This is a genomic window from Streptomyces sp. NPDC057280, from assembly GCF_042668605.1.
In the GTDB taxonomy this organism is placed as follows: domain Bacteria; phylum Actinomycetota; class Actinomycetes; order Streptomycetales; family Streptomycetaceae; genus Streptomyces.
Map to the genome: position 1 here is coordinate 300,119 of NZ_JBHUYR010000003.1, position 22,015 is coordinate 322,133.

The window sequence follows — 22,015 nt, forward strand, 5'->3', positions numbered from 1 at the left end:
CCGGGAGCCGCTCGCTGAGCGGCTCCCGGGGAACCGGCAGACAAACAGGAGATAGACGTGATCCAGCAGGAGTCGCGACTGCGCGTCGCCGACAACACTGGTGCGAAGGAAATCCTTTGCATCCGTGTGCTCGGTGGCTCCGGTCGCCGCTACGCGGGCATCGGTGACGTCATCGTCGCCACCGTCAAGGACGCGATCCCCGGTGGCAACGTGAAGAAGGGTGACGTCGTCAAGGCGGTCATCGTTCGCACCGTCAAGGAGCGCCGCCGTCCGGACGGCTCGTACATCCGCTTCGACGAGAACGCCGCCGTCATTCTGAAGAACGACGGCGACCCTCGCGGCACCCGCATCTTCGGCCCCGTCGGCCGAGAGCTGCGCGAGAAGAAGTTCATGAAGATCATCTCGCTCGCGCCGGAGGTGCTGTAAGCATGAAGATCAAGAAGGGCGACCTGGTCCAGGTCATCACCGGTAAGGACAAGGGCAAGCAGGGCAAGGTCATTGCCGCTTACCCGCGCGACGAGCGCGTCCTGGTCGAGGGTGTCAACCGGGTCAAGAAGCACACCAAGGCCGGCCCGACCGCTCGCGGTTCCCAGGCCGGCGGCATCGTCACGACCGAGGCGCCGATCCACGTCTCCAACGTCCAGCTGGTCGTTGAGAAGGACGGCAACAAGGTCGTCACGCGTGTCGGTTACCGCTTCGACGACGAGGGCAACAAGATCCGCGTTGCCAAGCGGACGGGTGAGGACATCTGATGGCTACCACCACCACTCCGCGTCTCAAGACGAAGTACCGCGAGGAGATCGCGGGCAAGCTGCGTGACGAGTTCAAGTACGAGAACGTCATGCAGGTTCCCGGCCTCGTCAAGATCGTGGTCAACATGGGTGTGGGCGACGCCGCCCGCGACTCCAAGCTGATCGAGGGCGCCATCCGCGACCTCACCACGATCACCGGTCAGAAGCCGGCCGTCACCAAGGCCCGCAAGTCCATCGCGCAGTTCAAGCTGCGTGAGGGTCAGCCGATCGGTGCCCACGTCACGCTCCGTGGCGACCGCATGTGGGAGTTCCTGGACCGCACCCTGTCGCTCGCGCTGCCGCGCATCCGCGACTTCCGTGGTCTGTCCCCCAAGCAGTTCGACGGCCGTGGCAACTACACCTTCGGTCTCACCGAGCAGGTCATGTTCCACGAGATCGACCAGGACAAGATCGACCGCGTCCGGGGTATGGACATCACCGTGGTCACCACGGCGACCAACGACGACGAGGGCCGTGCCCTCCTTCGTCACCTCGGCTTCCCGTTCAAGGAGGCGTGAGCGAGATGGCGAAGAAGGCTCTGATTGCCAAGGCTGCTCGTAAGCCCAAGTTCGGTGTGCGTGCGTACACCCGCTGCCAGCGCTGCGGCCGCCCGCACTCCGTGTACCGCAAGTTCGGCCTGTGCCGCGTGTGCCTTCGTGAGATGGCTCACCGTGGCGAGCTGCCGGGCGTGACCAAGAGCTCCTGGTAATCCCCGCTTTTAGGGATTCCCGAAGCTCTCGGTAAGCAATGGGCGTGTCAGACGCCCTCCTCTCCATGGCTTAGGCTGGGAGGGTTGGGCGTCTGACGACTGCCCGTACGACTTACTACGCCGTAGGTCCACCGCGCCGCACCCGTCCCGTCTCGGATCGGGGAGAGGGATGGCGCATCAGGAAACCCCGGCGAGAGAGGCCGAAGGCCAATTCATGACCATGACTGATCCGATCGCAGACATGCTTACGCGTCTGCGGAACGCGAACTCGGCATACCACGACTCCGTGACGATGCCCGCTTCCAAGATCAAGTCTCACATCGCGGAGATCCTCCAGCAGGAGGGCTTCATCACGGGCTGGAAGGTCGAGGACGCCGAGGTCGGCAAGAACCTCGTCCTGGAGCTGAAGTTCGGCCCCAACCGTGAGCGCTCCATCGCGGGCATCAAGCGGATCTCCAAGCCCGGTCTCCGGGTGTACGCGAAGTCCACCAACCTGCCCAAGGTCCTCGGTGGCCTCGGCGTGGCGATCATCTCCACGTCGCACGGTCTCCTGACCGACAAGCAGGCCGGCAAGAAGGGCGTGGGTGGGGAAGTCCTCGCCTACGTCTGGTAGCGGAAGGGAACGGAGGAAACAGCTATGTCGCGTATTGGCAAGCTCCCCATCACGGTTCCCGCCGGCGTGGACGTCACCATCGACGGCCGTACGGTCTCGGTCAAGGGCCCCAAGGGCTCGCTGACCCACACCGTCGCTGCGCCGATCGACATCGCCAAGGGTGAGGACGGCGTTCTCAACGTCACCCGCCCCAACGACGAGCGTCAGAACAAGGCCCTGCACGGCCTGTCCCGCACGCTGGTGGCGAACATGATCACCGGCGTGACCGAGGGTTACGTGAAGAAGCTCGAGATCAGCGGTGTCGGTTACCGCGTGACGGCCAAGGGTTCGAACCTCGAGTTCGCTCTCGGCTACAGCCACCCGATCACCGTCGAGGCGCCCGAGGGCATCACCTTCAAGGTGGAGACCCCGACCCGCTTCCAGGTCGAGGGCATCGACAAGCAGAAGGTCGGCGAGGTTGCGGCCAACATCCGCAAGCTGCGCAAGCCCGACCCGTACAAGGCCAAGGGTGTCAAGTACGAGGGCGAAGTCATCCGCCGCAAGGTCGGAAAGGCGGGTAAGTAAGCCATGGCATACGGACAGAAGATCCTGAAGGGCGACGCCTACAAGCGCGCCGCGATCAAGCGCCGTCACATCCGGATCCGCAAGCGGATCTCCGGTACGGCGGAGCGTCCCCGCCTGGTCGTTACCCGCTCGAACCGCCACATCGTGGCCCAGGTGATCGACGACATCAAGGGTCACACCCTGGCGTCGGCGTCCACCCTGGACACGTCGGTCCGCGGTGGCGAGGGCGACAAGTCCGCGCAGGCCAAGCAGGTCGGCGCCCTGGTCGCCGAGCGTGCCAAGGCCGCCGGTGTCGAGGCCGTCGTGTTCGACCGTGGTGGCAACCAGTACGCCGGGCGCATCGCCGCCCTGGCGGACGCCGCCCGCGAAGCCGGCTTGAAGTTCTGAGCCGTTCGTAGCTAGCGGAAAAAGAGAGAGGTAATTCCAATGGCTGGACCCCAGCGCCGCGGTGGCGGTGCCGGTGGCGGCGAGCGGCGGGACCGGAAGGGCCGTGACGGCGGCGCAGCTGCCGCCGAGAAGACCGCTTACGTTGAGCGCGTTGTCGCGATCAACCGTGTCGCCAAGGTTGTGAAGGGTGGTCGTCGCTTCAGCTTCACCGCGCTGGTCGTGGTGGGCGACGGTGACGGCACCGTGGGTGTCGGTTACGGCAAGGCCAAGGAGGTGCCGGCCGCCATCGCCAAGGGTGTGGAGGAGGCCAAGAAGCACTTCTTCAAGGTCCCCCGTATCCAGGGCACCATCCCGCACCCCATCCAGGGTGAGAAGGCTGCCGGCGTCGTGCTGCTCAAGCCCGCGTCCCCGGGTACCGGTGTTATCGCCGGTGGTCCGGTGCGTGCCGTGCTCGAGTGCGCCGGTATTCACGACGTGCTGTCGAAGTCGCTCGGCTCCGACAACGCGATCAACATCGTGCACGCGACCGTGGAGGCCCTGAAGGGCCTGCAGCGTCCCGAGGAGATCGCGGCCCGCCGCGGTCTGCCGCTCGAGGATGTCGCCCCCGCGGCTCTGCTCCGTGCGCGTGCCGGGGCGGGTGCGTAATCATGGCTCAGCTGAAGATTACGCAGGTCAAGTCCTACATCGGCAGCAAGCAGAACCACCGCGACACCCTGCGTTCCCTTGGTCTCAAGGGCATCAACACGCAGGTCGTCAAGGAGGACCGCCCCGAGTTCCGCGGCATGGTGCACACCGTCCGCCACCTCGTGACGGTCGAGGAGGTCGACTGATCATGGCGGAGAACAACCCGCTCAAGATCCACAACCTCCGTCCCGCCCCGGGCGCCAAGACCGCCAAGACCCGTGTGGGTCGTGGTGAGGCGTCGAAGGGTAAGACGGCCGGTCGTGGTACCAAGGGTACGAAGGCCCGTTACCAGGTTCCGGAGCGCTTCGAGGGTGGCCAGATGCCGCTCCACATGCGTCTTCCGAAGCTGAAGGGCTTCAAGAACCCGTTCAAGACCGAGTACCAGGTCGTGAACCTCGACAAGCTGGCCGCGCTCTACCCCGAGGGTGGCGAGGTCACGGTCGAGGGTCTGGTGGCCAAGGGTGCCGTTCGCAAGAACAGCCTCGTCAAGGTCCTCGGCCAGGGTGAGATCTCCGTGGCGCTGCAGGTGACGGTCGACGCCGTCTCCGGCTCCGCCAAGGAGAAGATCACCGCCGCCGGCGGCACCGTCACCGAGCTCGTCTGAACCACTCAGGCGTCTCGATGACTTGAGCGATCCCGACCGGGGATACCCCACAAAAGGGGTATCCCCGGTTGGTCGTTCCTAGGGTGGCAGTCTCGCCGGTAAGGTGGCCTGCACTGCCCACTTTCACAGGGCGCTTCACTTGAGGCACCCTGAGCGGCAGTTGACCGTTATGCATTCGTCTGTATCCGTCGAACCTCAAGACCGTCACCCTTGACGCAGTAGCGCGGGGGTCGCAGGAGGCACCGTGCTCACCGCGTTCGCCCGGGCGTTCAAGACGCCCGACCTGCGCAAGAAGCTCCTCTTCACGCTGGGCATCATCGTGGTGTACCGGGTCGGTACCCACATCCCGATCCCGGGCGTCGACTACAAGTCCGTCCAGCAGTGCGTGGACGAGGCGTCCGCGAACCAGGGCCTCTTCGGTCTGGTCAACATGTTCAGCGGTGGCGCGCTGCTGCAGATCACGATCTTCGCGCTGGGGATCATGCCGTACATCACGGCGAGCATCATCCTGCAGCTGCTGACCGTCGTGATCCCGCGTCTGGAAGCCCTCAAGAAGGAGGGCCAGGCCGGTACGGCGAAGATCACGCAGTACACGCGTTACCTGACCGTCGCGCTCGCCATCCTGCAGGGCACCGGCCTCGTCGCCACCGCCCGCAGCGGCGCCCTCTTCTCCGGCTGCACGGCCGCTTCGGGCATCGTCCCGGACCGCTCGATCTTCACCACGATCGTCATGGTCGTCACCATGACGGCGGGTACGGCCGTCGTCATGTGGCTCGGTGAGCTCATCACCGACCGCGGCATCGGCAACGGCATGTCGATCCTGATGTTCATCTCGATCGCCGCGACCTTCCCGTCCGCGCTGTGGGCCATCAAGAAGTCCGGCACCCTGGCCGACGGCTGGATCGAGTTCGGCACCGTCATCGCGGTCGGCCTGGTCATGGTCGGCCTGGTGGTCTTCGTCGAGCAGGCCCAGCGCCGCATCCCGGTTCAGTACGCGAAGCGGATGATCGGCCGCCGCGCCTACGGCGGCACGTCGACGTACATCCCGCTGAAGGTGAACCAGGCGGGTGTGATCCCCGTCATCTTCGCGTCGTCGCTGCTCTACATCCCGGCTCTGATCGCGCAGTTCTCGAGTGGAACGTCGAGCTGGAAGACGTGGATCGAGACCAACCTGACCAAGGGCGACCACCCGATCTACATCACGATGTACTTCTTGCTCATCGTTTTCTTCGCCTTCTTCTACGTGGCTATCTCGTTCAACCCCGAGGAAGTCGCCGACAACATGAAGAAGTATGGTGGCTTCATCCCGGGCATCCGGGCTGGCCGACCGACCGCTGAGTACCTGTCGTACGTGCTCAACCGGATCACCTGGCCGGGTTCGCTGTACTTGGGCCTGATTGCTCTCGTCCCGACGATGGCGTTGGTTGGTTTCGGGGCAAACCAGAACTTCCCCTTCGGCGGTACCAGCATCCTGATCATCGTGGGTGTCGGTCTCGAGACGGTGAAGCAGATCGAGAGCCAGCTCCAGCAGCGCAATTACGAAGGGTTCCTCCGCTGATGCGAATCGTCCTCGTCGGGCCGCCTGGTGCCGGAAAGGGAACGCAGGCCACGCGCCTCGCCGAGAAACTGCGTGTCCCGCACATCTCCACGGGCGACCTGTTCCGCGCCAACATCAGCCAGCAGACGGAGCTCGGCAAACTCGCGAAGTCCTACATGGACGCCGGCAACCTCGTCCCCGACGAGGTGACCATCGCGATGGCCAAGGACCGTATGGAGCAGGCGGACGCCGAGAACGGCTTCCTCCTGGACGGCTTCCCGCGGAACGTCTCGCAGGCCGAGGCGCTGGACGAGCTGCTGAACACCGAGGGCATCAAGCTGGACGCCGTGCTCGACCTGGAGGCCCCGGAGGAGGAGGTCGTCAAGCGGATCGCCGGCCGGCGCATCTGCCGCAACGACTCCGCGCACGTCTTCCACGTCTCGTACAAGAAGCCCGCAAAGGAAGGCGTCTGCGACGTCTGCGGCGGCGAGCTGTACCAGCGTGACGACGACTCCGAGGCCACCGTCCGGACGCGGCTGGAGGTCTACCACACGCAGACCGAGCCGATCATCGACTACTACAAGGCCCAGGGCCTGGTGGTGACGATCGAGGCCATGGGTCCGGTGGACGAGGTCACCACTCGTGCGCTGGCCGCGCTGAAGCGTGAGGGCGACGACCAGTAGTCGTCGTCCAGGTACGGCCGTGGAGTCCTGAGGGACTGCACGGCCGTACTGTTGTGTAGGTAACCCGAACCCGTCGAGTCACGGAGAGCGCAGGACCCCATGGTGCAGATCAAGAGCCCCGAGCAGATCGCCAAGATGCGTGAGGCGGGCCTTGTCGTCGCCGCCATCCACGCGGCCACGCGTGAGGCCGCGGTCCCCGGCGCCAGCACCAAGGACCTCGACGAGGTCGCGCGCAAGGTGATCGCCGAGCACGGCGCGAAGTCGAACTTCCTCGGGTACGGCGGCTTCCCCGCGACGATCTGCACCTCCGTCAACGAGGTCGTCGTCCACGGCATCCCCTCCGACGAGGTCGTCCTCAAGGACGGCGACATCATCTCCATCGACGCCGGCGCGATCGTCGACGGCTGGCACGGCGACGCGGCCTTCACGGCCTTCGTGGGCTCGGGTCACGCCCCGGAGCTGATCGAGCTCTCCCGGGTGACCGAGGAGTCGATGTGGGCCGGTATCGCCGCCGTGAAGCAGGGCAACCGCCTCGTCGACGTCTCCCGCGCCATCGAGACGTACATCCGCCGCCAGCCGAAGCCGGGCGGCGGCAAGTACGGGATCATCGAGGACTACGGCGGCCACGGCATCGGCACCGAGATGCACATGGACCCGCACCTGCTGAACTACGTCGACCGGCGCCGGGGCAAGGGCCCGAAGCTGGTCCCCGGGTTCTGCCTCGCGATCGAGCCGATGGTGTCGCTGGGCACGCCTCGGACCGAGGTGCTGTCGGACGACTGGACGGTCATCACCACGGACGGCACGTGGTCGTCTCACTGGGAGCACTCGGTGGCGCTCACGGTGGATGGGCCGCTGGTGCTTACCGCTCCCGACGGGGGTAAGGCGAAGCTGGCGGAGTATGGCGTGGTTGCTGCTCCGGATCCGCTCGCATAGGTCGTATGACGGCTGCGGGTGCGTGGGGGCTGGTCGCGCAGTTCCCCGCGCCCCTTACCGGCGTCTGCGTACCCGGCGTGCTTAAGGATCTCCTCGCCGGGGCATTCTTCCTCGATTCGTCTTTCCGGGTGCGCTGACGTAGACTGACTCGTCGGCTCTCGTGCACCCGCATGTCCGCATGCACCCGTAAGGGAAAAGGTGCGGGAGTCGATCAAGGTAGTCGATTCGAAGGGCGAAGCGTGGCCAAGAAGCAAGGTGCCATCGAGATCGAGGGCACTGTCGTCGAGTCTCTTCCGAACGCCATGTTCAAGGTCGAGCTCCAGAACGGCCACCAGGTCCTGGCACACATCAGCGGCAAGATGCGTATGCACTACATCCGCATCCTCCCTGACGACCGGGTCGTGGTGGAGCTGTCTCCGTACGACCTGACGCGTGGCCGGATCGTCTACCGCTACAAGTAGATCTTGCCCGCATCCCGTCCTCGGACGGGGTGGTGGCACTGACCCGGAGAACCTCACCAATGAAGGTCAAGCCGAGCGTCAAGAAGATCTGCGACAAGTGCAGGGTGATCCGCCGTCACGGTCGGGTCATGGTCATCTGCGAGAACCCGCGCCACAAGCAGCGCCAGGGCTGACGCACGACCAATCCCTCTGCATCGACATCGCAGAGATTCGCGCGACGCGAGCTGAATTTGTTCATACGCAGGACCCAGGCGGCGTACGTCGTCTGACACCCTCGGTTCGGAGGCCGAGGACCCAGTTCGTACCTGGTACGGCGGCTGGGAGCCGGTTCTGCGGAAGACCTCCGAAGATCACCAGGAGCCATTGAATGGCACGCGTTTCCGGTGTTGACATCCCGCGCGACAAGCGCGTGGAGGTCGCCCTCACCTACGTGTTCGGCATCGGCCGGACCCTCTCCCAGCAGACGCTGGCCGAGACCGGTATCGACCCGAACACCCGCGTTCGCGACCTCTCCGAGGAGCAGCTCGTCGCGATTCGTGAGTACGTCGACAACAACATCAAGACCGAGGGTGACCTCCGTCGCGAGATCCAGGCCGACATCCGCCGCAAGGTCGAGATCGGCTGCTACCAGGGTCTCCGTCACCGTCGTGGTCTGCCCGTCCGCGGTCAGCGTACGAGCACGAACGCCCGCACCCGCAAGGGCCCGCGTCGCGCCATCGCCGGTAAGAAGAAGCCGGGCAAGAAGTAGTCCTCAGCGGACAACGCTTCATCAGCGGTCTTCGCTGTAGGACCGACCACCTCCCCGTAGGAGTTTGTAGATGCCCCCCAAGGGTCGTCAGGGCGCTGCCAAGAAGGTGCGCCGCAAGGAAAAGAAGAACGTCGCTCACGGCCACGCGCACATCAAGAGCACGTTCAACAACACGATCGTCTCGATCACGGACCCCTCGGGCAACGTGATCTCCTGGGCCTCCGCCGGCCACGTCGGCTTCAAGGGCTCGCGCAAGTCCACCCCCTTCGCCGCGCAGATGGCCGCCGAGTCGGCCGCCCGCCGCGCGCAGGAGCACGGCATGCGCAAGGTCGACGTCTTCGTGAAGGGTCCGGGTTCCGGTCGCGAGACCGCCATCCGTTCGCTTCAGGCGACCGGTCTCGAGGTCGGCTCCATCCAGGACGTCACGCCCACCCCGCACAACGGCTGCCGTCCGCCCAAGCGCCGCCGCGTCTGACGCACGGCTGCCTGGTCTGAGGTTTTCGGGCGGTACGGCTCTTCGGGGCCGTATCGCCCGTACCCTTGTCCCATATCAGGGCGTCAAATAGCGGGCGCCCCTGACAGAAGGAACGCAACATGCTGATCGCTCAGCGTCCCTCGTTGACCGAAGAGGTCGTCGACGAGTTCCGCTCCCGGTTCGTGATCGAGCCGCTGGAGCCGGGCTTCGGCTACACCCTCGGCAACTCCCTGCGCCGTACCCTCCTGTCGTCGATCCCCGGCGCTGCTGTCACCAGCATCCGCATCGACGGCGTCCTGCACGAGTTCACCACCGTGCCGGGCGTCAAGGAGGACGTCACCGACCTGATCCTCAACATCAAGCAGCTGGTCGTCTCCTCGGAGCACGACGAGCCGGTCGTGATGTACCTGCGCAAGCAGGGCCCGGGTCTGGTCACCGCCGCCGACATCGCGCCCCCGGCCGGTGTCGAGGTGCACAACCCCGACCTGGTCCTCGCCACGCTCAACGGCAAGGGCAAGCTGGAGATGGAGCTGACGGTCGAGCGTGGCCGCGGTTACGTCTCCGCCGTGCAGAACAAGCAGGTGGGCCAGGAGATCGGCCGCATCCCGGTCGACTCCATCTACTCGCCGGTTCTCAAGGTCACCTACAAGGTCGAGGCGACCCGTGTCGAGCAGCGCACCGACTTCGACAAGCTGATCGTCGACGTCGAGACCAAGCAGGCCATGCGGCCGCGTGACGCCATGGCGTCCGCCGGTAAGACGCTGGTCGAGCTGTTCGGTCTCGCCCGCGAGCTGAACATCGACGCCGAGGGCATCGACATGGGCCCGTCCCCCACGGACGCCGCCCTGGCCGCCGACCTCGCGCTGCCGATCGAGGAGCTGGAGCTCACGGTCCGCTCCTACAACTGCCTCAAGCGTGAGGGCATCCACTCCGTGGGTGAGCTCGTCGCCCGCTCCGAGGCCGACCTCCTGGACATCCGCAACTTCGGTGCGAAGTCCATCGACGAGGTCAAGGCGAAGCTGGCCGGCATGGGCCTGGCCCTCAAGGACAGCCCGCCCGGATTCGACCCCACGGCCGCCGCCGACGCCTTCGGCGCCGACGACGACGCGGACGCGGGTTTCGTGGAGACCGAGCAGTACTGATCAGTACGTGATCGGTCGTTGCCGGTGAGCATCCGCTCATCGGGTTCCTGACCCCGGTACCTGATACGGCCGGGGCAGACACACAGGAGAAGAACAATGCCGAAGCCCACCAAGGGTGCCCGTCTGGGCGGCAGCGCCGCGCACGAGAAGCTGCTCCTCGCGAACCTCGCGAAGTCGCTCTTCGAGCACGGCCGCATCACCACCACCGAGGCGAAGGCCCGCCGTCTGCGGCCGTACGCCGAGCGTCTGGTGACCAAGGCGAAGAAGGGCGACCTTCACAACCGCCGCCAGGTGCTCCAGGTCATCACGGACAAGAGCGTCGTGCACACGCTCTTCACCGAGATCGGCCCGCGGTACGAGAACCGTCCGGGTGGCTACACCCGTATCACCAAGATCGGTAACCGCCGTGGCGACAACGCGCCCATGGCTGTCATCGAGCTGGTCGAGGCGCTGACGGTCGCGCAGCAGGCGACGGGTGAGGCCGAGGCCGCCACCAAGCGCGCCGCGAAGGACGCCGAGGCCGCTCCGGCTGCCGAGGAGACCAAGGTCGACACGACCAAGGCCGACGAGGCCGAGGACGCTGCCGCCGAGGAGTCCAAGGACGCCTGAGGCTCTGCCTGAGCGTTGAGCGGGTCCGTTCCTTTCGGGGAGCGGGCCCGCTTTCGTGTACCTGAGAGGATCTGTACGTGAGTGATGAAGCAGCGCCCGGTTACGTCCGTGTCCGCCTCGACCTGTCCTACGACGGGACGGAGTTCTCCGGGTGGGCCAAGCAGGCCGGGGGCCGGCGGACCGTGCAGGGGGAGATCGAGGATGCCCTGCGGACGGTGACGCGGTCGGGCAGGACGACGTACGAGCTGACCGTGGCCGGGCGGACCGACGCCGGGGTGCACGCCCGGGGGCAGGTGGCCCATGTCGATCTGCCGGAGGCCGTCTGGCGCGAGCACCACGAGAAGCTGCTCAAGCGGCTGGCCGGGCGGTTGCCGAAGGACGTGCGGGTGTGGGCGCTGCGGGAGGCGCCGAGCGGGTTCAACGCGCGGTTCTCGGCGGTGTGGCGGCGGTACGCGTACCGGGTGACCGACAACCCCGGTGGGGTGGATCCGTTGCTGCGCAATCACGTGCTCTGGCACGACTGGCCGCTTGACGTCGACGCCATGAACGAGGCCGCCGAACGGCTGCTGGGGGAGCACGACTTCGCCGCGTACTGCAAGAAGCGGGAGGGGGCGACGACGATCCGTACCCTCCAGGAACTGAGCCTGCGCAAGGGCGAGGACGGGATCATCACCGCCACCGTGCGCGCGGACGCCTTCTGCCACAACATGGTGCGGTCGCTGATCGGGGCGCTGCTGTTCGTGGGGGACGGACATCGGGCGAGCGACTGGCCGGGGAAAGTGCTGGCCGCGGGGGTCAGGGACTCCGCCGTGCACGTCGTACGGCCGCATGGGCTGACGTTGGAGGAGGTCGGGTATCCGGCCGACGAGTTGCTGGCCGCGCGGAACAAGGAGGCGCGGAACCGGCGGACGCTGCCGGGAGCGGGCTGCTGCTGAACGGCCGCTCCCGGCAGGGCGTCTGGTCAGCCCGTGCCCACGAGGGTTCCCTTGACGAACTTCGTGTTGCCGGTGCCGTTCTGCCAGGGGGACGAGACTCCCTGGAGATGGCCCGAGTTGACCACGACGTAGGCGGAGTAGTCGGCCCGTACGCCGTACTGGGGGCTCGCCACGCCCGTTCCGTCGTCGTCCTTGCCCGTGAGGACCACGAGTCCGTCGGCGATGACCTTGCACTGTGAGCTCGCCACGCCCAGGCCCGCGTAGCCGCCGCCACCGGTGCCGTTGTTCTTGCCGTCCCGGGTGAGCTGGGTGGCCGACAGCATGAGGACCCCGGTGGTGTCCGTCGCGTGGACGTACATGCCGTACCAGCCGTTGCGGTCGGTGGAGCACGCGACCATCCGGATCACTCCCGGCACGGACTCGAGGTCGAATCCGTGCTGCTTCGACCACTCCGCCCGGCAGCTGGTGAAGGAGGAGTTGCCCGCGCCCGACATCCACCAGCCGCAGCCGCCGGCGCCCAGGACGTACACGTCGTGGAAGACGGAGTCGGTGGAGTTGTTCAGGACGATGCCGTGGGAGCCGGTCCACAGCACGGAGACGCGGTCGTAGTGCAGGCAGAACGGGGCCTGGGGGCCGCCCGTGGCGTTGAAGTTGTACCAGGTGTTGATCCCGATGCCGGTGACGGAGCGGACATGGACGTCCCGGAGCTGAAGGTGCTGGATCTGCCCGGTCGCACGGATGCCGTCGATCTCCGCCCCGGAGCGGGGCAGGTCGGACCCGTCGATGCTCAGGGAGAAGATGCGCTGCGCGTTGGCCGCGCGGGAGTAGCCGCCCAGCTGCTGGTCCAGGATCTCGACGACCGCGTTTCCCTTGAACGACGGGAGGGGGCGGATGCCGACCACCGGGTTCTCGGCGCCCGGCTGGGCCTCTCCGCCGGCGTGCGAGCCCTGGAGGGTCACGTAGGGGCCGATGCGCAGGGGAGCGCTCGTGCGGTACACCCCTGCCGGGAGGACGGTGACGTTGCCGGCCTGGCAGGCGTCGAGTGCCGCCTGGATCGCGGCGGTGTCGTCGGTGGTGCCGTCCCCCTTGGCGCCGTGGTCCTTCACGTTCACCCAGCCGGCGTCGGCCGCCACGGCGGCGGCGTCGCCGGCGGAGACCACGGTGGCGGAGACGGCGACTCCGCCCACGGCGAGGGCCGATCTGAGGACGGAACGGCGTGAGTTCGAACTGGTCAAGATGTGCCCCCCCTGGGCTGCTCGGTGATCGACAGCCAGTATTCACACGTCAAAAGTGTGATGAGAAGCGCACAACCTGGGCCCTCTGCCCGGGACACGCAGGTGGGAAACCTGTTGGTTACACAGACTTTCGGTGAACGTAAAGGCGCCAAAGGGACTTATAGGACTTAAGTCTCCTCACATCTCTTACAGCATTCACATCTCTCGGATAACCTTCCCTATCTAGCCCCTTTGTTCGAAAGGGGCTCTTTGGGGTGGGGAACACGCGGGCCGGAGGCCCGGAGGGTAGGAATGTCATCCATTGACTCTGCCCGCATGGCCGGAGAGGCGGGCGCCGGGGGGCGCCGGTCGGCACGGCACGGAGGAAGGCGTGGTGCCGAGCAGGCGCCGATGGGGCTGTTGCCCGCGCCGCCCTCGCATGCGGAGAAGTACTCGTACGTCAAGCGGCGCCTGTGGGTGCTGACGCTCGCGTCGATCGTCAGCTTCGGCTGTCTGACGGTCAGTCAGGTGGCGCTCGCGAAGGCCAGTCCGCTGATGTGGATCTTCGCGCCGCCGCTGTTCTTCACCATCGTCTACTACCTGGTGTCGCTTCGGGTGAACGGGTTCACCCGCGACTTCGACTTCAAGTACCACCAGGAGCTGGTGCGCGGCTGGCGGCCCGCGGTGTATCCCACGGTCGACGTCTTCCTGCCGGTGTGCGGTGAGCCCATCGAGGTGCTGCACAACACCTGGACCCATGTGCGGCAGCTGGCCGACCGGTACCCGGGCAGGTGCGTGCCGTTCGTCCTGGACGACGGGGCGAGCCCCGAACTGGCCGCCATGGCCCGGGACTTCGGGTTCCGCTACGGCACCCGGGAGAACCGCGGCTGGTTCAAGAAGGCGGGCAACCTGCACTTCGGCTTCGGGCAGTCGGACGGCAAGTACATCCTCATCCTCGACGCCGACTTCACGCCGCGCTCCGACCTCCTGGAGGAGCTGCTGCCGTACATGGAGGCGGACGAACGCATCGGGATCGTGCAGTCGCCGCAGTACTTCCGCGTCCTCGACTCGCAGAACTGGATCGAGCGCGGGGCCGGCGCTGTGCAGGAGCTGTTCTACCGGTCCGTCCAGGTGTCCCGGCAGAACAGTGACGGCGCCATCTGCGTCGGATCCTGCGCCATCTACCGGCGCGCGGCGCTGGAGACCAACGGCGGTACAACCCTCATCGAGCACTCCGAGGACGTGCACACCGGGTTCGACCTGCGCGGGCTCGGCTGGGACCTGAAGTACGTCCCGGTCGCCCTGTCCACGGGCGTGTGCCCGGACACCGCCGGGGCCTTCTTCAACCAGCAGTACCGCTGGTGCTCCGGTTCGATGTCGCTGCTCGGCAGCAAGAAGTTCTGGGACGCGCCGATACGTTTCTCCAGCCGGCTCTGCTACATGTCCGGCTTCTTCTACTACATCCACACGGCGCTGTTCACGTTCTTCGCGCCGCTCGTCCCCGTCATGCTGCTGCTGACCAGCCCCGAGATGCTCCAGGTCAAGCACCTGGTGTGGGTGCTGCCCAGCATCATCTACACCACCCTGATCTTCCCCATGTGGCACAAGGCCCCCTACCGTCTGGAGGCCTGGTCGGCCCGGATGATGTACGGCTGGGCCCATGTCTTCGCCATCTGGGACATCCTGCGCAAGCAGCGCATGGGCTGGCAGCCGACCGGCTCCAAGGGCGCGAAGAAGAACAAGACCCGCCGGTTCTGGCTGGGCCTGTGGATCTGGAGCGGCGGCACCGCCGTGGTCTGGGTCGGTGCCGCCGTGTACCGGCTCTTCACCGGCTACCCGCCGGACTTCGCCCTCGTCCTGTCCTCCGGACTGTTCTACGCGCTGGTCGTGGCCCGAGCGCTGATCCAGCCTAAGGAGCACCACTCAGCAGGTGACGCCGCATGATCCGCAAGACCCTCCTTCCACTGTGCCTGGCGCTGACGGCCCTCGCGGGAGTCTCCGGCTGCGGCCTCCTCGGCGGTGACGACGACCCCGCGGCCCAGGCCGCCAAGCAGCCGGCCGCCCACTCCTCCGAGGCTCCCGAGGAGGAGCTGCCCTACGACGTGGCGCCGCTGCTGCACCCCGACAAGGAGTACTTCGGCGTCGCGGTCGAAGGTGCGCCCAGCTCGATGAAGCCGGTGGACACCTTCGCCAAGACCGTCGGCAAGAAGCCGAACCTGGTCGGCTCGTACTCGGCGTGGGGCGACGGCTTCAACGCGACCGGCGCCCAGAACGTCTTCGACGACGGCGGGCTGCTCTACGTGTCGTGGGAGCCTTTCAAGCCCGGTCTCGACAAGATCGCGAACGGTTCGCAGGACACGTACATCAAGAAGTACGCGCAGAGCATCCGCAAGACCAACGTCCCCGTCGCGATCAGCTTCGGCCACGAGATGAACGGCCACTGGTACCCGTGGGGCACCAAGGACACCACGCCCGAGACCTTCGTGAAGGCCTGGCGGCACATCCACGACGTCTTCCAGGAGATCGGTGCCACCAACGTCGTCTGGGTGTGGAGCCCGAACGTGATCAACCCGGTGAAGTCCGTGAAGCTGGAGCCGTACTGGCCCGGCGACGCCTACGTCGACTGGGTCGGTGTCGTCGGCTACTGGACCCAGACCGGCGCCCACACCTTCGACACTCTGTACGGGCCGACACGGCGCCAGATCGCCGAGTTCACCGACAAGCCGGTGCTGATCAGCGAGACCTCCTCGGAGCCCGGTGAACGGCGGCGGGCCGATGTGCGCGCGCTGCTCGGCGGGGTCGAGCAGGACAAGGACGTCATCGGCTTCCTGTGGTTCAACATCCCCAAGCGGGCCGACTGGCGCATCCAGAGCAGCCCGCTCGCCCTGGCCGAGTTCAAGCGACTGATCGCGGACGACGACTTCGGATTCGAGGTGCCGCGCTCGTGAACACCCACCATCAGGGCGGCGGGCGCTGGGCGGGCCAGGACCGGCAGGACTGGCAGCAGCACTACCCGCCGTACAGCGAGCAGCAACAGCAGGGGTACGAGGGGCACGACGGGTACGAGGGCTACGACCAGCAGGCCCAGGCGTACTACGGCCGGCAGCAGACGTACGGCGACCAGCAGGGCTACGGCCAGCAGGCGTACATCCCGCAGCAGCCCACGGCCCAGCAGCACGCGTACACCCCTCCGCAGGTGCGCTACCAGCGACCGCCCGACGAGTACGCCGACGCCGAGTACTACGTCCCGGAGTACACCGTCGTCGAGCCGGAGCCGGAGCCGGAGCCCGAACCGGGCTATGTGCTTCCCGAGGTCCCGGTGTCGTCCTGGTCCGTGGACAACAGCCGCTCGGCGTGGATCAGCCGGGGCGCACTGGTCCTGATCCTGCTCGTGCAGGCGGGGCTGTCGTACCGGCTCGACGGGAGCGCCTTCGCCCAGGAGGCGAAGTTCCTGATGTCCGACGGGCAGCTGTCGGGCCTGGTCGCCCAGTTCGGCCTGTCCGGGGTCCGGGCACTCAGCCTCGCGTGGGCGCTCGGCGCGACCGCGCTGCTGTTCGGCGCGACCCGGATGCTGTTCAACTCCCGGGCCGGTCTCGCCGCCGCCGCCATGTACTCCGTGCTGGAGTCGACCGCCTTCACCGGCCGGTACGCCTCCCTGCACTCCCTGTCGCTCTTCCTGCTCGCCGCCGCGCTGTGGCTGCTGGCCAGAACCCGGCAGGCGAGCCCCGTGGCCGTGCTGCTCGCGGCTCCCTTCGCGGCGCTGGCGCCGTTCGCCGCGTACTCGGCGGCGCTGTACCTGCCGACGCTGACCGTGCTCGCGGTGCTGACCGCCTACCGCTTCCGCGGCGCCGGCGCCTTCGTGCGCGGCGCGCTGTTCGCGGCCGCCACCGGCGCCCTGTGCTTCGTGGGCGTCCAGCTCGCCGGCAGCCCGAGCGGCTGGAACGCGCACGGCACCGACAGTGCCCTGCAGTTGCTGAAGGACAGCGCACAGTGGGGCGGGGTCGTCCTGCTGGTCGCGGTGATCGGCGCCGTCGGCTACATCCGGCGGGCCCGCATGGGCGAGATGCCGTGGGCCGGGGGCGATGCGCCCGGGGCGGTCCGGCGTTCCCTGCTGGGCCTGACCATGTGCGCCACCGCCCTGCTCGCCCCGCTCTACCAGGCGTGGCTGGGCAACGGCAGCTCGCTGCACATCCATGTCGGCTTCGGACTGCTCTTCGCGGTGCCGATGGCGGGCCTCGGTGTCTCGCGCATGATGGGGGCCCACTTCCGGTACCCGCAGATCGGCATCATGATCTACGTCGCCGCGCTGGTCATCGGCATGGCGCAGACCCGTGAGCTGTACCGGCCGCCGGACTCCGCCCGCATGATCGGCGCCCTGCGCGAGGTCGTGGACACCAAGGGCGACTACCTGACCGACGACCCGGAGATCTCCGCGTACTACCTGCGCGCCCAGACCCGGCCCGCCCAGTGGCATCAGGCGGAGCGCGGCGAGGCCCTCGCGGGAGCGGTGAAGAAGGGGACCTACGACGCGATCGTGCTGCGGACGGCCACCGTGCCCGACGCGCTGCGCGGCAACGAGGACTACCGGCTGCTGGCCGTGCTCCGGCCCTCCGGCAAGAGCGCCGGGCAGGAGACGTACCGGATCTGGGTGAAGCGATGACGGCGTACACACCATCGGTCGACGAGACCCGGGACCGGGCGACCGACGAGGGCGGTCCGCGCGCCGAGCGGCGCGGGACCGGGGACGGGCCCGGCAGGGCTGCCGCGTGGCTGGTCTTCCTGCTGCCCGCGCTGGCCGCGGCGGCCTGTGTGCTGCCGGGCCTCGGCGGTCGCCAGTTGTGGCGCGACGAGCACGCCACCTGGTGGGCGTCCTCGCTGTCCTGGCACGACCTCGGCCGGCTGATCGACAACATCGACGTGGTCTTCACGCCGTACTACGCGTCCATGCACCTGTGGATCGCCGTCGCCGGTGACTCGCCGGCGGCGCTGCGGCTGCCGGGGGCGCTCGCCATGGCGGTCTCGGCCGGTCTGGTCGGGCTCCTCGGACGACGGATGTTCGCGGTCCGCACCGGGCTGCTGGCGGGGCTGCTGTTCGCGGTGGTCCCGGCGATCACCCGGTACGGGCAGGAGGCCCGGCCGTACGCCTTCGCCACGATGTTCGCGCTGCTGGCCACCCTGCTGCTGATGAGGGCGCTGGACAAGCCGAGCCTGCGCACCTGGACGCTGTACGCCCTCGCGATCGCGGCCACCGGGTTCAGTCACCTGGTGGCGATGTCGGTGCTCGCCGGGCACCTGTGGCTGGTGTTCCTCGCCAAGAAGCGCGGCGACCGCATCGCCCACTACGCCTTCGCCGGGGCGGCCCTGCTGGGGCTGTCGATCACGTTCCCCATGGTTGCCCAGGGCACCGGGCAGAGCGGTCAGATCGCCTGGAACGTCACGACGACCAAGGATCTGACGTCGTTCCCGGAGAACCTGTTCGGCTCGTGGATCACCGGTGGCGCGGTGATGGCGCTCGGCGCGATCGGTCTGCTGGTGGCCGGGCGGTACTCGGTGCTGCTCGCCGCCTGGGCGGTGCTGCCGCCGGTCCTCACCTTCGTCACCGCCAACCAGCTCCACCTCTTCCTGCCGCGGTATCTGCTGTTCACCATCCCGGCCTGGACGCTGCTGGTGGCCGCCGCGCTCACCCGGCTCGTCGGCCGGCTGGATCCCGAGGCCCGCCGGGGCACCGGCGTCCAGGTCCTCGGTGGGGCACTGGTCGCGGCGGTCGCGGCCGGGTACGCCTTCGTGGCCTGGCCGGGGGTCGGCGACGCCAAGAAGGACCTGCCGATGGAGCCGGACTTCCGGGCCGCCGCCGATGTGATCGCCGACGGCGAGAAGCCCGGCGACGGGATGATCTTCAACGGCGGGATGTCGGAACGCCGGGCCATGGCCTACGAGCTGCGGGACCGCAAGGCGCCCGAGGACGTGCTCATGGAGTGGACCCCGCAGCAGAACGGCTCCTACGGCGCGAGTGAGTGCAAGAGGCCGGACAGCTGTCTCAAGGGCGTCGACCGGCTGTGGCTCGTCTCCACGATCAGCGACGGACGCCCGTTGCTGACCGGCATGAACGAGAAGACGGCCGACGCGATCGAGAAGTCCTTCAAGGCCGGGCGCACGGTGAAGCTGAACCACGTCGTGGTCCAGGTGCTCGAGCGCACGTAGCCGGCTGACACAGATTTACGAAGGAGGCCGCTGGATGCGGCTCACAGTCATCGGCACCGGCTACCTCGGTGCCACCCACGCCGCCTGCATGGCGGAGCTCGGACACGAGGTGCTCGGGGTCGACGTGGACCCCGACAAGGTCGCCGCGTTGCAGGCGGGCCGGGTGCCGTTCCACGAGCCCGGGCTGCCCGAGCTGATCGCCAAGCACACGGCGAGCGGCCGGCTGCGGTTCACCACCGACTACGCCGAGGCCGGTGCCTTCGGCGAGGTGCACTTCGTGTGCGTCGGCACCCCGCAGCGCAAGGGCTCCGAGGGCGCCGATCTGACCTATGTCGACGCGGCTTTCACGGCGATCGCCGAGCACGCGGGCGAGGACGCCCTGCTGGTGGGCAAGTCCACGGTGCCCGTGGGGACCGCGGAACGGCTCGCGGACACGCTCGGCGCCGAGGTCGCCTGGAACCCCGAGTTCCTGCGCGAGGGCTTCGCCGTCGAGGACACGCTGCGGCCGGACCGGCTGGTGTTCGGTGTCCGATCCGCACATGCGGAAACGATCCTCCGGATGGTGTACGCGCCCGTCCTCGCGGCCGGCACCCCCCTGGTCACCGCCGACTTCCCGACCGCCGAGCTGGTCAAGACGGCCGCCAACGCCTTCCTCGCCACCAAGATCTCCTTCATCAACGCGATGGCCGAGGTCTGCGAGGCCGCGGGCGGCGACGTCGGTGTCCTCGCCGAGGCGATCGGGTACGACGACCGGATCGGCCGGAAGTTCCTGCGGGCCGGCGTCGGATTCGGCGGCGGCTGTCTGCCCAAGGACATCCGCGCCTTCGCGCACCGCGCCGACGAGCTGGGGGTCTCCCTGGGCTTCCTGCGCGAGGTGGACGCCATCAACATGCGCCGCCGCGACAAGGTCGTCGAGCTGGCGCGCGAGCTGTGCGGGGGTGCGGTCCTGGGGGCCCGTATCACCGTGCTCGGAGCGGCCTTCAAGCCCGACTCCGACGACATCCGTGACTCGCCTGCGCTGAACGTGGCCGCCCGGCTGCGGCTCGACGGCGCCGACGTCACGGTGTACGACCCCGAGGCGCTGGACAACGCCCGCAAGGCGTTCCCGCTCCTCGGGTACGCGATGTCCGCCGAGGAGGCGCTCAGGGGAGCCGACCTCGTGCTGCATCTGACCGAGTGGCCGCAGTTCCGGGAGATCGACCCGGAGTGGGCGGCACGGCTCGTGGCCCGTCCGCGGATCGTCGACGGCCGGGGGGTACTCGACGGGGGCCGCTGGTCCGCGGCGGGCTGGCAGTTCCGGGCGCTGGGCAGACCGGCCCCGGCTGGGGAGAGGTCCCTTCGGGGCCTCTAGGGGAGGGAAGAAGAAGGATCATGACGGGCTACGACAGATACCCCGGCGTCCCGGTCACCATCGTGATGCCGACCTACAACGAGGCGGCCAACCTGCCGAGGATGGCGGAGCTGGTCCTCGGCCTGCCCATCGACGGGCTGCATCTGAAGATCGTCGACGACTCCAGCCCCGACGGCACCGGGCGGATCGCCGAGGAGCTCGCCGAGAAGTACAACTGGGACGGGCGGCGCCGGATGAGCGTGCTGCACCGGACCGAGAAGGACGGGCTCGGGCGGGCCTACGTCGCGGGCATGACCGCCGCGCTCGACGAGGGGGCCGCGTACGTCGTCCAGATGGACGCCGACGGCAGCCACCCCGTGGAAGCGGTCCCACGCATGCTCGGCACGGCCGTGGCCTCCGGCGTCGGCCTGGTCGTCGGCAGCCGGTACGTCGAGGGCGGCTCGCTGGACGAGGAGTGGGGCAAGCACCGCGTGCTGCTCTCCCGCTTCGCCAACCGCTACGCGCGCACCGTGCTCGGCACCAAGATCCGGGACATCACGGCCGGCTTCAACCTGTGGTCCGCCGCCACCCTGCGGGACGTGGACCTCGCCACCCTGGACAGCGCCGGCTACAGCTTCCAGGTCGAGCTGAAGTTCAAGGCCGTGCGGGCCGGACACAGCGCCGTCGAGATCCCGATCCGCTTCGAGGAGCGCACCGAAGGCGTCTCCAAGATGAACCTGTCCACGCAGATCGAGTCGGCCCTGGTGCCGCTGCGACTGCGGATGCGCAACCGGCGGGGCTGAGCGCGGATCATGAGCGGACGGCACGCGATTCCCTCGCGGTTCGGCAAGCTGTACCGCGAGGTGGCCAAGTTCGGCCTGGTGGGGGCCTCGGGGTTCGTGGTCAACCTCGGGGTCTTCAACATCGTCACGGGCGTCCTCGGCTGGCCGCCGGTGCGGGCGGGCGTCCTGGCGACGGCCGTCGCCATCCTGACCAACTACCTGGGCCTGCGGTACTTCACCTACCGGGACCGCGACCAGGAGACGACGATGCGCCGGCGCACGGAGATGGGGCTCTTCCTCTTCTTCAGCGCGATCGGGCTGGTCATCGAGAACGGGGTGCTCTACGTCACCACGTACGGCCTCGGCCTCGACGGCACGCTCGCCACGAACGTCTGCAAGTTCTTCGGCATCGGCGTCGCGACCCTGTTCCGGTTCTGGTCGTACCGGACGTGGGTCTTCAGGGCCGTGGCCCGGCGGCCGGAACACCCCGAGCCGGTGGCGCGGGGTGGGGCGGCGACCGCCGAGCCGGTGCGGAGCGTCCCCTGGGAGACCTCCTGGGAGACCACCTCCCTGGAAGCCTCTTGGGAGACCAGGTAGAGACCAGGTGGAG

Annotated in this window: 28 protein-coding genes; 27 read left to right on the top strand and 1 reads right to left on the bottom strand. The window is 67.8% G+C overall.

Annotated features, from left to right (window positions below):
- Nucleotides 1-57: 57 nt before the first annotated feature.
- From rplN to truA, 20 genes are all read left to right on the top strand, one after another.
- A complete protein-coding gene (rplN, locus tag ACFUO4_RS19875) occupies nucleotides 58-426 on the top strand; it encodes a 50S ribosomal protein L14 (RefSeq protein ID WP_003998823.1) in 369 nt (122 codons plus the stop codon).
- A 2-nt stretch (nucleotides 427-428) separates the two neighbouring features.
- Entirely contained in the window at nucleotides 429-752 is a 324-nt protein-coding gene (gene rplX, locus ACFUO4_RS19880; RefSeq protein ID WP_053674523.1) for a 50S ribosomal protein L24, read from the top strand.
- Nucleotides 752-1,309 (top strand): 50S ribosomal protein L5, encoded by a 558-nt coding sequence (gene rplE / locus ACFUO4_RS19885; protein WP_079308657.1) that lies wholly within the window; start codon nucleotides 752-754, stop codon nucleotides 1,307-1,309. Before rplX ends, rplE begins: the two co-directional genes overlap by 1 nt.
- Nucleotides 1,310-1,314: 5 nt before the next feature.
- On the top strand, nucleotides 1,315-1,500 hold the full coding sequence (locus tag ACFUO4_RS19890; RefSeq protein ID WP_003956452.1) for a type Z 30S ribosomal protein S14: 186 nt from the start codon (nucleotides 1,315-1,317) through the stop codon (nucleotides 1,498-1,500).
- 214 nt (nucleotides 1,501-1,714) lie between these two features.
- Nucleotides 1,715-2,113: a 30S ribosomal protein S8 gene (rpsH, locus tag ACFUO4_RS19895; RefSeq protein WP_007384075.1), complete on the top strand. Its 399-nt coding sequence runs from the start codon at nucleotides 1,715-1,717 to the stop codon at nucleotides 2,111-2,113.
- Nucleotides 2,114-2,137: 24 nt separating this feature from the next.
- The gene (gene rplF, locus ACFUO4_RS19900; RefSeq protein ID WP_079308656.1) at nucleotides 2,138-2,677 is read left to right on the top strand and encodes a 50S ribosomal protein L6; all 540 of its coding nucleotides are present in this window, start codon (nucleotides 2,138-2,140) and stop codon (nucleotides 2,675-2,677) included.
- 3 nt (nucleotides 2,678-2,680) lie between these two features.
- Nucleotides 2,681-3,064 (top strand): 50S ribosomal protein L18, encoded by a 384-nt coding sequence (gene rplR / locus ACFUO4_RS19905; RefSeq protein ID WP_055632352.1) that lies wholly within the window; start codon nucleotides 2,681-2,683, stop codon nucleotides 3,062-3,064.
- A 39-nt stretch (nucleotides 3,065-3,103) separates the two neighbouring features.
- Nucleotides 3,104-3,709 carry a 30S ribosomal protein S5 gene (gene rpsE, locus ACFUO4_RS19910; protein WP_009190144.1) on the top strand — a complete coding sequence of 202 codons (606 nt, stop codon included), beginning with the start codon at nucleotides 3,104-3,106 and terminating at the stop codon, nucleotides 3,707-3,709.
- 2 nt (nucleotides 3,710-3,711) lie between these two features.
- Nucleotides 3,712-3,894 carry a 50S ribosomal protein L30 gene (gene rpmD, locus ACFUO4_RS19915; protein WP_003974250.1) on the top strand — a complete coding sequence of 61 codons (183 nt, stop codon included), beginning with the start codon at nucleotides 3,712-3,714 and terminating at the stop codon, nucleotides 3,892-3,894.
- Between the two features lie 2 nt (nucleotides 3,895-3,896).
- On the top strand, nucleotides 3,897-4,352 hold the full coding sequence (rplO, locus tag ACFUO4_RS19920; protein ID WP_067018996.1) for a 50S ribosomal protein L15: 456 nt from the start codon (nucleotides 3,897-3,899) through the stop codon (nucleotides 4,350-4,352).
- A 244-nt stretch (nucleotides 4,353-4,596) separates the two neighbouring features.
- Nucleotides 4,597-5,910 carry a preprotein translocase subunit SecY gene (secY, locus tag ACFUO4_RS19925; protein WP_079308655.1) on the top strand — a complete coding sequence of 438 codons (1,314 nt, stop codon included), beginning with the start codon at nucleotides 4,597-4,599 and terminating at the stop codon, nucleotides 5,908-5,910.
- Complete coding sequence (locus ACFUO4_RS19930; protein WP_059192900.1) at nucleotides 5,910-6,572, top strand: adenylate kinase; 663 nt, start codon at nucleotides 5,910-5,912, stop codon at nucleotides 6,570-6,572. The genes secY and ACFUO4_RS19930 overlap by 1 nt, the downstream gene beginning before the upstream one ends.
- A gap of 99 nt (nucleotides 6,573-6,671) precedes the next feature.
- Nucleotides 6,672-7,508, top strand: coding sequence for a type I methionyl aminopeptidase (gene map, locus ACFUO4_RS19935; RefSeq protein ID WP_079308654.1), 837 nt, complete (start codon nucleotides 6,672-6,674; stop codon nucleotides 7,506-7,508).
- Nucleotides 7,509-7,747: 239 nt separating this feature from the next.
- Nucleotides 7,748-7,969, top strand: a complete 222-nt coding sequence (gene infA / locus ACFUO4_RS19940; protein WP_003948620.1) for a translation initiation factor IF-1 — start codon at nucleotides 7,748-7,750, stop codon at nucleotides 7,967-7,969.
- A gap of 59 nt (nucleotides 7,970-8,028) precedes the next feature.
- Nucleotides 8,029-8,142 carry a 50S ribosomal protein L36 gene (gene rpmJ / locus ACFUO4_RS19945; RefSeq protein WP_003998809.1) on the top strand — a complete coding sequence of 38 codons (114 nt, stop codon included), beginning with the start codon at nucleotides 8,029-8,031 and terminating at the stop codon, nucleotides 8,140-8,142.
- A gap of 194 nt (nucleotides 8,143-8,336) precedes the next feature.
- The gene (gene rpsM, locus ACFUO4_RS19950) at nucleotides 8,337-8,717 is read left to right on the top strand and encodes a 30S ribosomal protein S13 (protein WP_030571236.1); all 381 of its coding nucleotides are present in this window, start codon (nucleotides 8,337-8,339) and stop codon (nucleotides 8,715-8,717) included.
- 70 nt (nucleotides 8,718-8,787) lie between these two features.
- Complete coding sequence (gene rpsK / locus ACFUO4_RS19955; protein WP_003956432.1) at nucleotides 8,788-9,192, top strand: 30S ribosomal protein S11; 405 nt, start codon at nucleotides 8,788-8,790, stop codon at nucleotides 9,190-9,192.
- A gap of 119 nt (nucleotides 9,193-9,311) precedes the next feature.
- A complete protein-coding gene (locus ACFUO4_RS19960; RefSeq protein WP_003966937.1) occupies nucleotides 9,312-10,334 on the top strand; it encodes a DNA-directed RNA polymerase subunit alpha in 1,023 nt (340 codons plus the stop codon).
- A gap of 96 nt (nucleotides 10,335-10,430) precedes the next feature.
- A complete protein-coding gene (gene rplQ / locus ACFUO4_RS19965) occupies nucleotides 10,431-10,943 on the top strand; it encodes a 50S ribosomal protein L17 (RefSeq protein WP_079308653.1) in 513 nt (170 codons plus the stop codon).
- A gap of 77 nt (nucleotides 10,944-11,020) precedes the next feature.
- Nucleotides 11,021-11,878: a tRNA pseudouridine(38-40) synthase TruA gene (gene truA / locus ACFUO4_RS19970; RefSeq protein ID WP_383486389.1), complete on the top strand. Its 858-nt coding sequence runs from the start codon at nucleotides 11,021-11,023 to the stop codon at nucleotides 11,876-11,878.
- Between the two features lie 26 nt (nucleotides 11,879-11,904).
- Here truA and ACFUO4_RS19975 read toward each other — a convergent pair whose 3' ends face one another.
- Nucleotides 11,905-13,113, bottom strand: a complete 1,209-nt coding sequence (locus ACFUO4_RS19975; RefSeq protein WP_383486392.1) for a glycosyl hydrolase family 28-related protein — start codon at nucleotides 13,111-13,113, stop codon at nucleotides 11,905-11,907.
- A 390-nt stretch (nucleotides 13,114-13,503) separates the two neighbouring features.
- On the opposite strand from ACFUO4_RS19975, the gene ACFUO4_RS19980 reads away from it, so the two are divergent.
- The 7 genes from ACFUO4_RS19980 to ACFUO4_RS20010 are packed head-to-tail and all read left to right on the top strand — an operon-like array spanning nucleotide 13,504 to nucleotide 22,002.
- Nucleotides 13,504-15,036, top strand: coding sequence for a glycosyltransferase family 2 protein (locus ACFUO4_RS19980; RefSeq protein WP_179143336.1), 1,533 nt, complete (start codon nucleotides 13,504-13,506; stop codon nucleotides 15,034-15,036).
- Nucleotides 15,033-16,040, top strand: coding sequence for a glycoside hydrolase family 26 protein (locus tag ACFUO4_RS19985; RefSeq protein WP_383486395.1), 1,008 nt, complete (start codon nucleotides 15,033-15,035; stop codon nucleotides 16,038-16,040). Before ACFUO4_RS19980 ends, ACFUO4_RS19985 begins: the two co-directional genes overlap by 4 nt.
- Complete coding sequence (locus ACFUO4_RS19990; RefSeq protein ID WP_383486398.1) at nucleotides 16,037-17,752, top strand: hypothetical protein; 1,716 nt, start codon at nucleotides 16,037-16,039, stop codon at nucleotides 17,750-17,752. Before ACFUO4_RS19985 ends, ACFUO4_RS19990 begins: the two co-directional genes overlap by 4 nt.
- Nucleotides 17,749-19,293, top strand: coding sequence for a glycosyltransferase family 39 protein (locus ACFUO4_RS19995; RefSeq protein WP_383486401.1), 1,545 nt, complete (start codon nucleotides 17,749-17,751; stop codon nucleotides 19,291-19,293). The genes ACFUO4_RS19990 and ACFUO4_RS19995 overlap by 4 nt, the downstream gene beginning before the upstream one ends.
- A gap of 34 nt (nucleotides 19,294-19,327) precedes the next feature.
- Nucleotides 19,328-20,644, top strand: a complete 1,317-nt coding sequence (locus ACFUO4_RS20000) for a UDP-glucose dehydrogenase family protein (protein WP_383486404.1) — start codon at nucleotides 19,328-19,330, stop codon at nucleotides 20,642-20,644.
- Between the two features lie 20 nt (nucleotides 20,645-20,664).
- Nucleotides 20,665-21,426 (top strand): polyprenol monophosphomannose synthase, encoded by a 762-nt coding sequence (locus ACFUO4_RS20005; protein WP_079308648.1) that lies wholly within the window; start codon nucleotides 20,665-20,667, stop codon nucleotides 21,424-21,426.
- Nucleotides 21,427-21,435: 9 nt separating this feature from the next.
- A complete protein-coding gene (locus ACFUO4_RS20010; RefSeq protein WP_383486407.1) occupies nucleotides 21,436-22,002 on the top strand; it encodes a GtrA family protein in 567 nt (188 codons plus the stop codon).
- The last annotated feature ends 13 nt before the right edge of the window (nucleotides 22,003-22,015 follow it).

Bases quoted from the DNA above. Each gene is read 5' to 3' on its own strand.
- rplX (WP_053674523.1), top strand. From the start codon at position 429: ATGAAGATCAAGAAGGGCGACCTGGTCCAGGTCATCACCGGTAAGGAC.
- rplE (WP_079308657.1), top strand. From the start codon at position 752: ATGGCTACCACCACCACTCCGCGTCTCAAGACGAAGTACCGCGAGGAG.
- ACFUO4_RS19890 (WP_003956452.1), top strand. From the start codon at position 1,315: ATGGCGAAGAAGGCTCTGATTGCCAAGGCTGCTCGTAAGCCCAAGTTC.
- rpsH (WP_007384075.1), top strand. From the start codon at position 1,715: ATGACCATGACTGATCCGATCGCAGACATGCTTACGCGTCTGCGGAAC.
- rplF (WP_079308656.1), top strand. From the start codon at position 2,138: ATGTCGCGTATTGGCAAGCTCCCCATCACGGTTCCCGCCGGCGTGGAC.
- rplR (WP_055632352.1), top strand. From the start codon at position 2,681: ATGGCATACGGACAGAAGATCCTGAAGGGCGACGCCTACAAGCGCGCC.
- rpsE (WP_009190144.1), top strand. From the start codon at position 3,104: ATGGCTGGACCCCAGCGCCGCGGTGGCGGTGCCGGTGGCGGCGAGCGG.
- rpmD (WP_003974250.1), top strand. From the start codon at position 3,712: ATGGCTCAGCTGAAGATTACGCAGGTCAAGTCCTACATCGGCAGCAAG.
- rplO (WP_067018996.1), top strand. From the start codon at position 3,897: ATGGCGGAGAACAACCCGCTCAAGATCCACAACCTCCGTCCCGCCCCG.
- ACFUO4_RS19930 (WP_059192900.1), top strand. From the start codon at position 5,910: ATGCGAATCGTCCTCGTCGGGCCGCCTGGTGCCGGAAAGGGAACGCAG.
- map (WP_079308654.1), top strand. From the start codon at position 6,672: ATGGTGCAGATCAAGAGCCCCGAGCAGATCGCCAAGATGCGTGAGGCG.
- rpmJ (WP_003998809.1), top strand. From the start codon at position 8,029: ATGAAGGTCAAGCCGAGCGTCAAGAAGATCTGCGACAAGTGCAGGGTG.
- rpsM (WP_030571236.1), top strand. From the start codon at position 8,337: ATGGCACGCGTTTCCGGTGTTGACATCCCGCGCGACAAGCGCGTGGAG.
- rpsK (WP_003956432.1), top strand. From the start codon at position 8,788: ATGCCCCCCAAGGGTCGTCAGGGCGCTGCCAAGAAGGTGCGCCGCAAG.
- ACFUO4_RS19960 (WP_003966937.1), top strand. From the start codon at position 9,312: ATGCTGATCGCTCAGCGTCCCTCGTTGACCGAAGAGGTCGTCGACGAG.
- rplQ (WP_079308653.1), top strand. From the start codon at position 10,431: ATGCCGAAGCCCACCAAGGGTGCCCGTCTGGGCGGCAGCGCCGCGCAC.
- ACFUO4_RS19980 (WP_179143336.1), top strand. From the start codon at position 13,504: ATGGGGCTGTTGCCCGCGCCGCCCTCGCATGCGGAGAAGTACTCGTAC.
- ACFUO4_RS19985 (WP_383486395.1), top strand. From the start codon at position 15,033: ATGATCCGCAAGACCCTCCTTCCACTGTGCCTGGCGCTGACGGCCCTC.
- ACFUO4_RS19995 (WP_383486401.1), top strand. From the start codon at position 17,749: ATGACGGCGTACACACCATCGGTCGACGAGACCCGGGACCGGGCGACC.
- ACFUO4_RS20000 (WP_383486404.1), top strand. From the start codon at position 19,328: ATGCGGCTCACAGTCATCGGCACCGGCTACCTCGGTGCCACCCACGCC.
- ACFUO4_RS20005 (WP_079308648.1), top strand. From the start codon at position 20,665: ATGACGGGCTACGACAGATACCCCGGCGTCCCGGTCACCATCGTGATG.
- ACFUO4_RS20010 (WP_383486407.1), top strand. From the start codon at position 21,436: ATGAGCGGACGGCACGCGATTCCCTCGCGGTTCGGCAAGCTGTACCGC.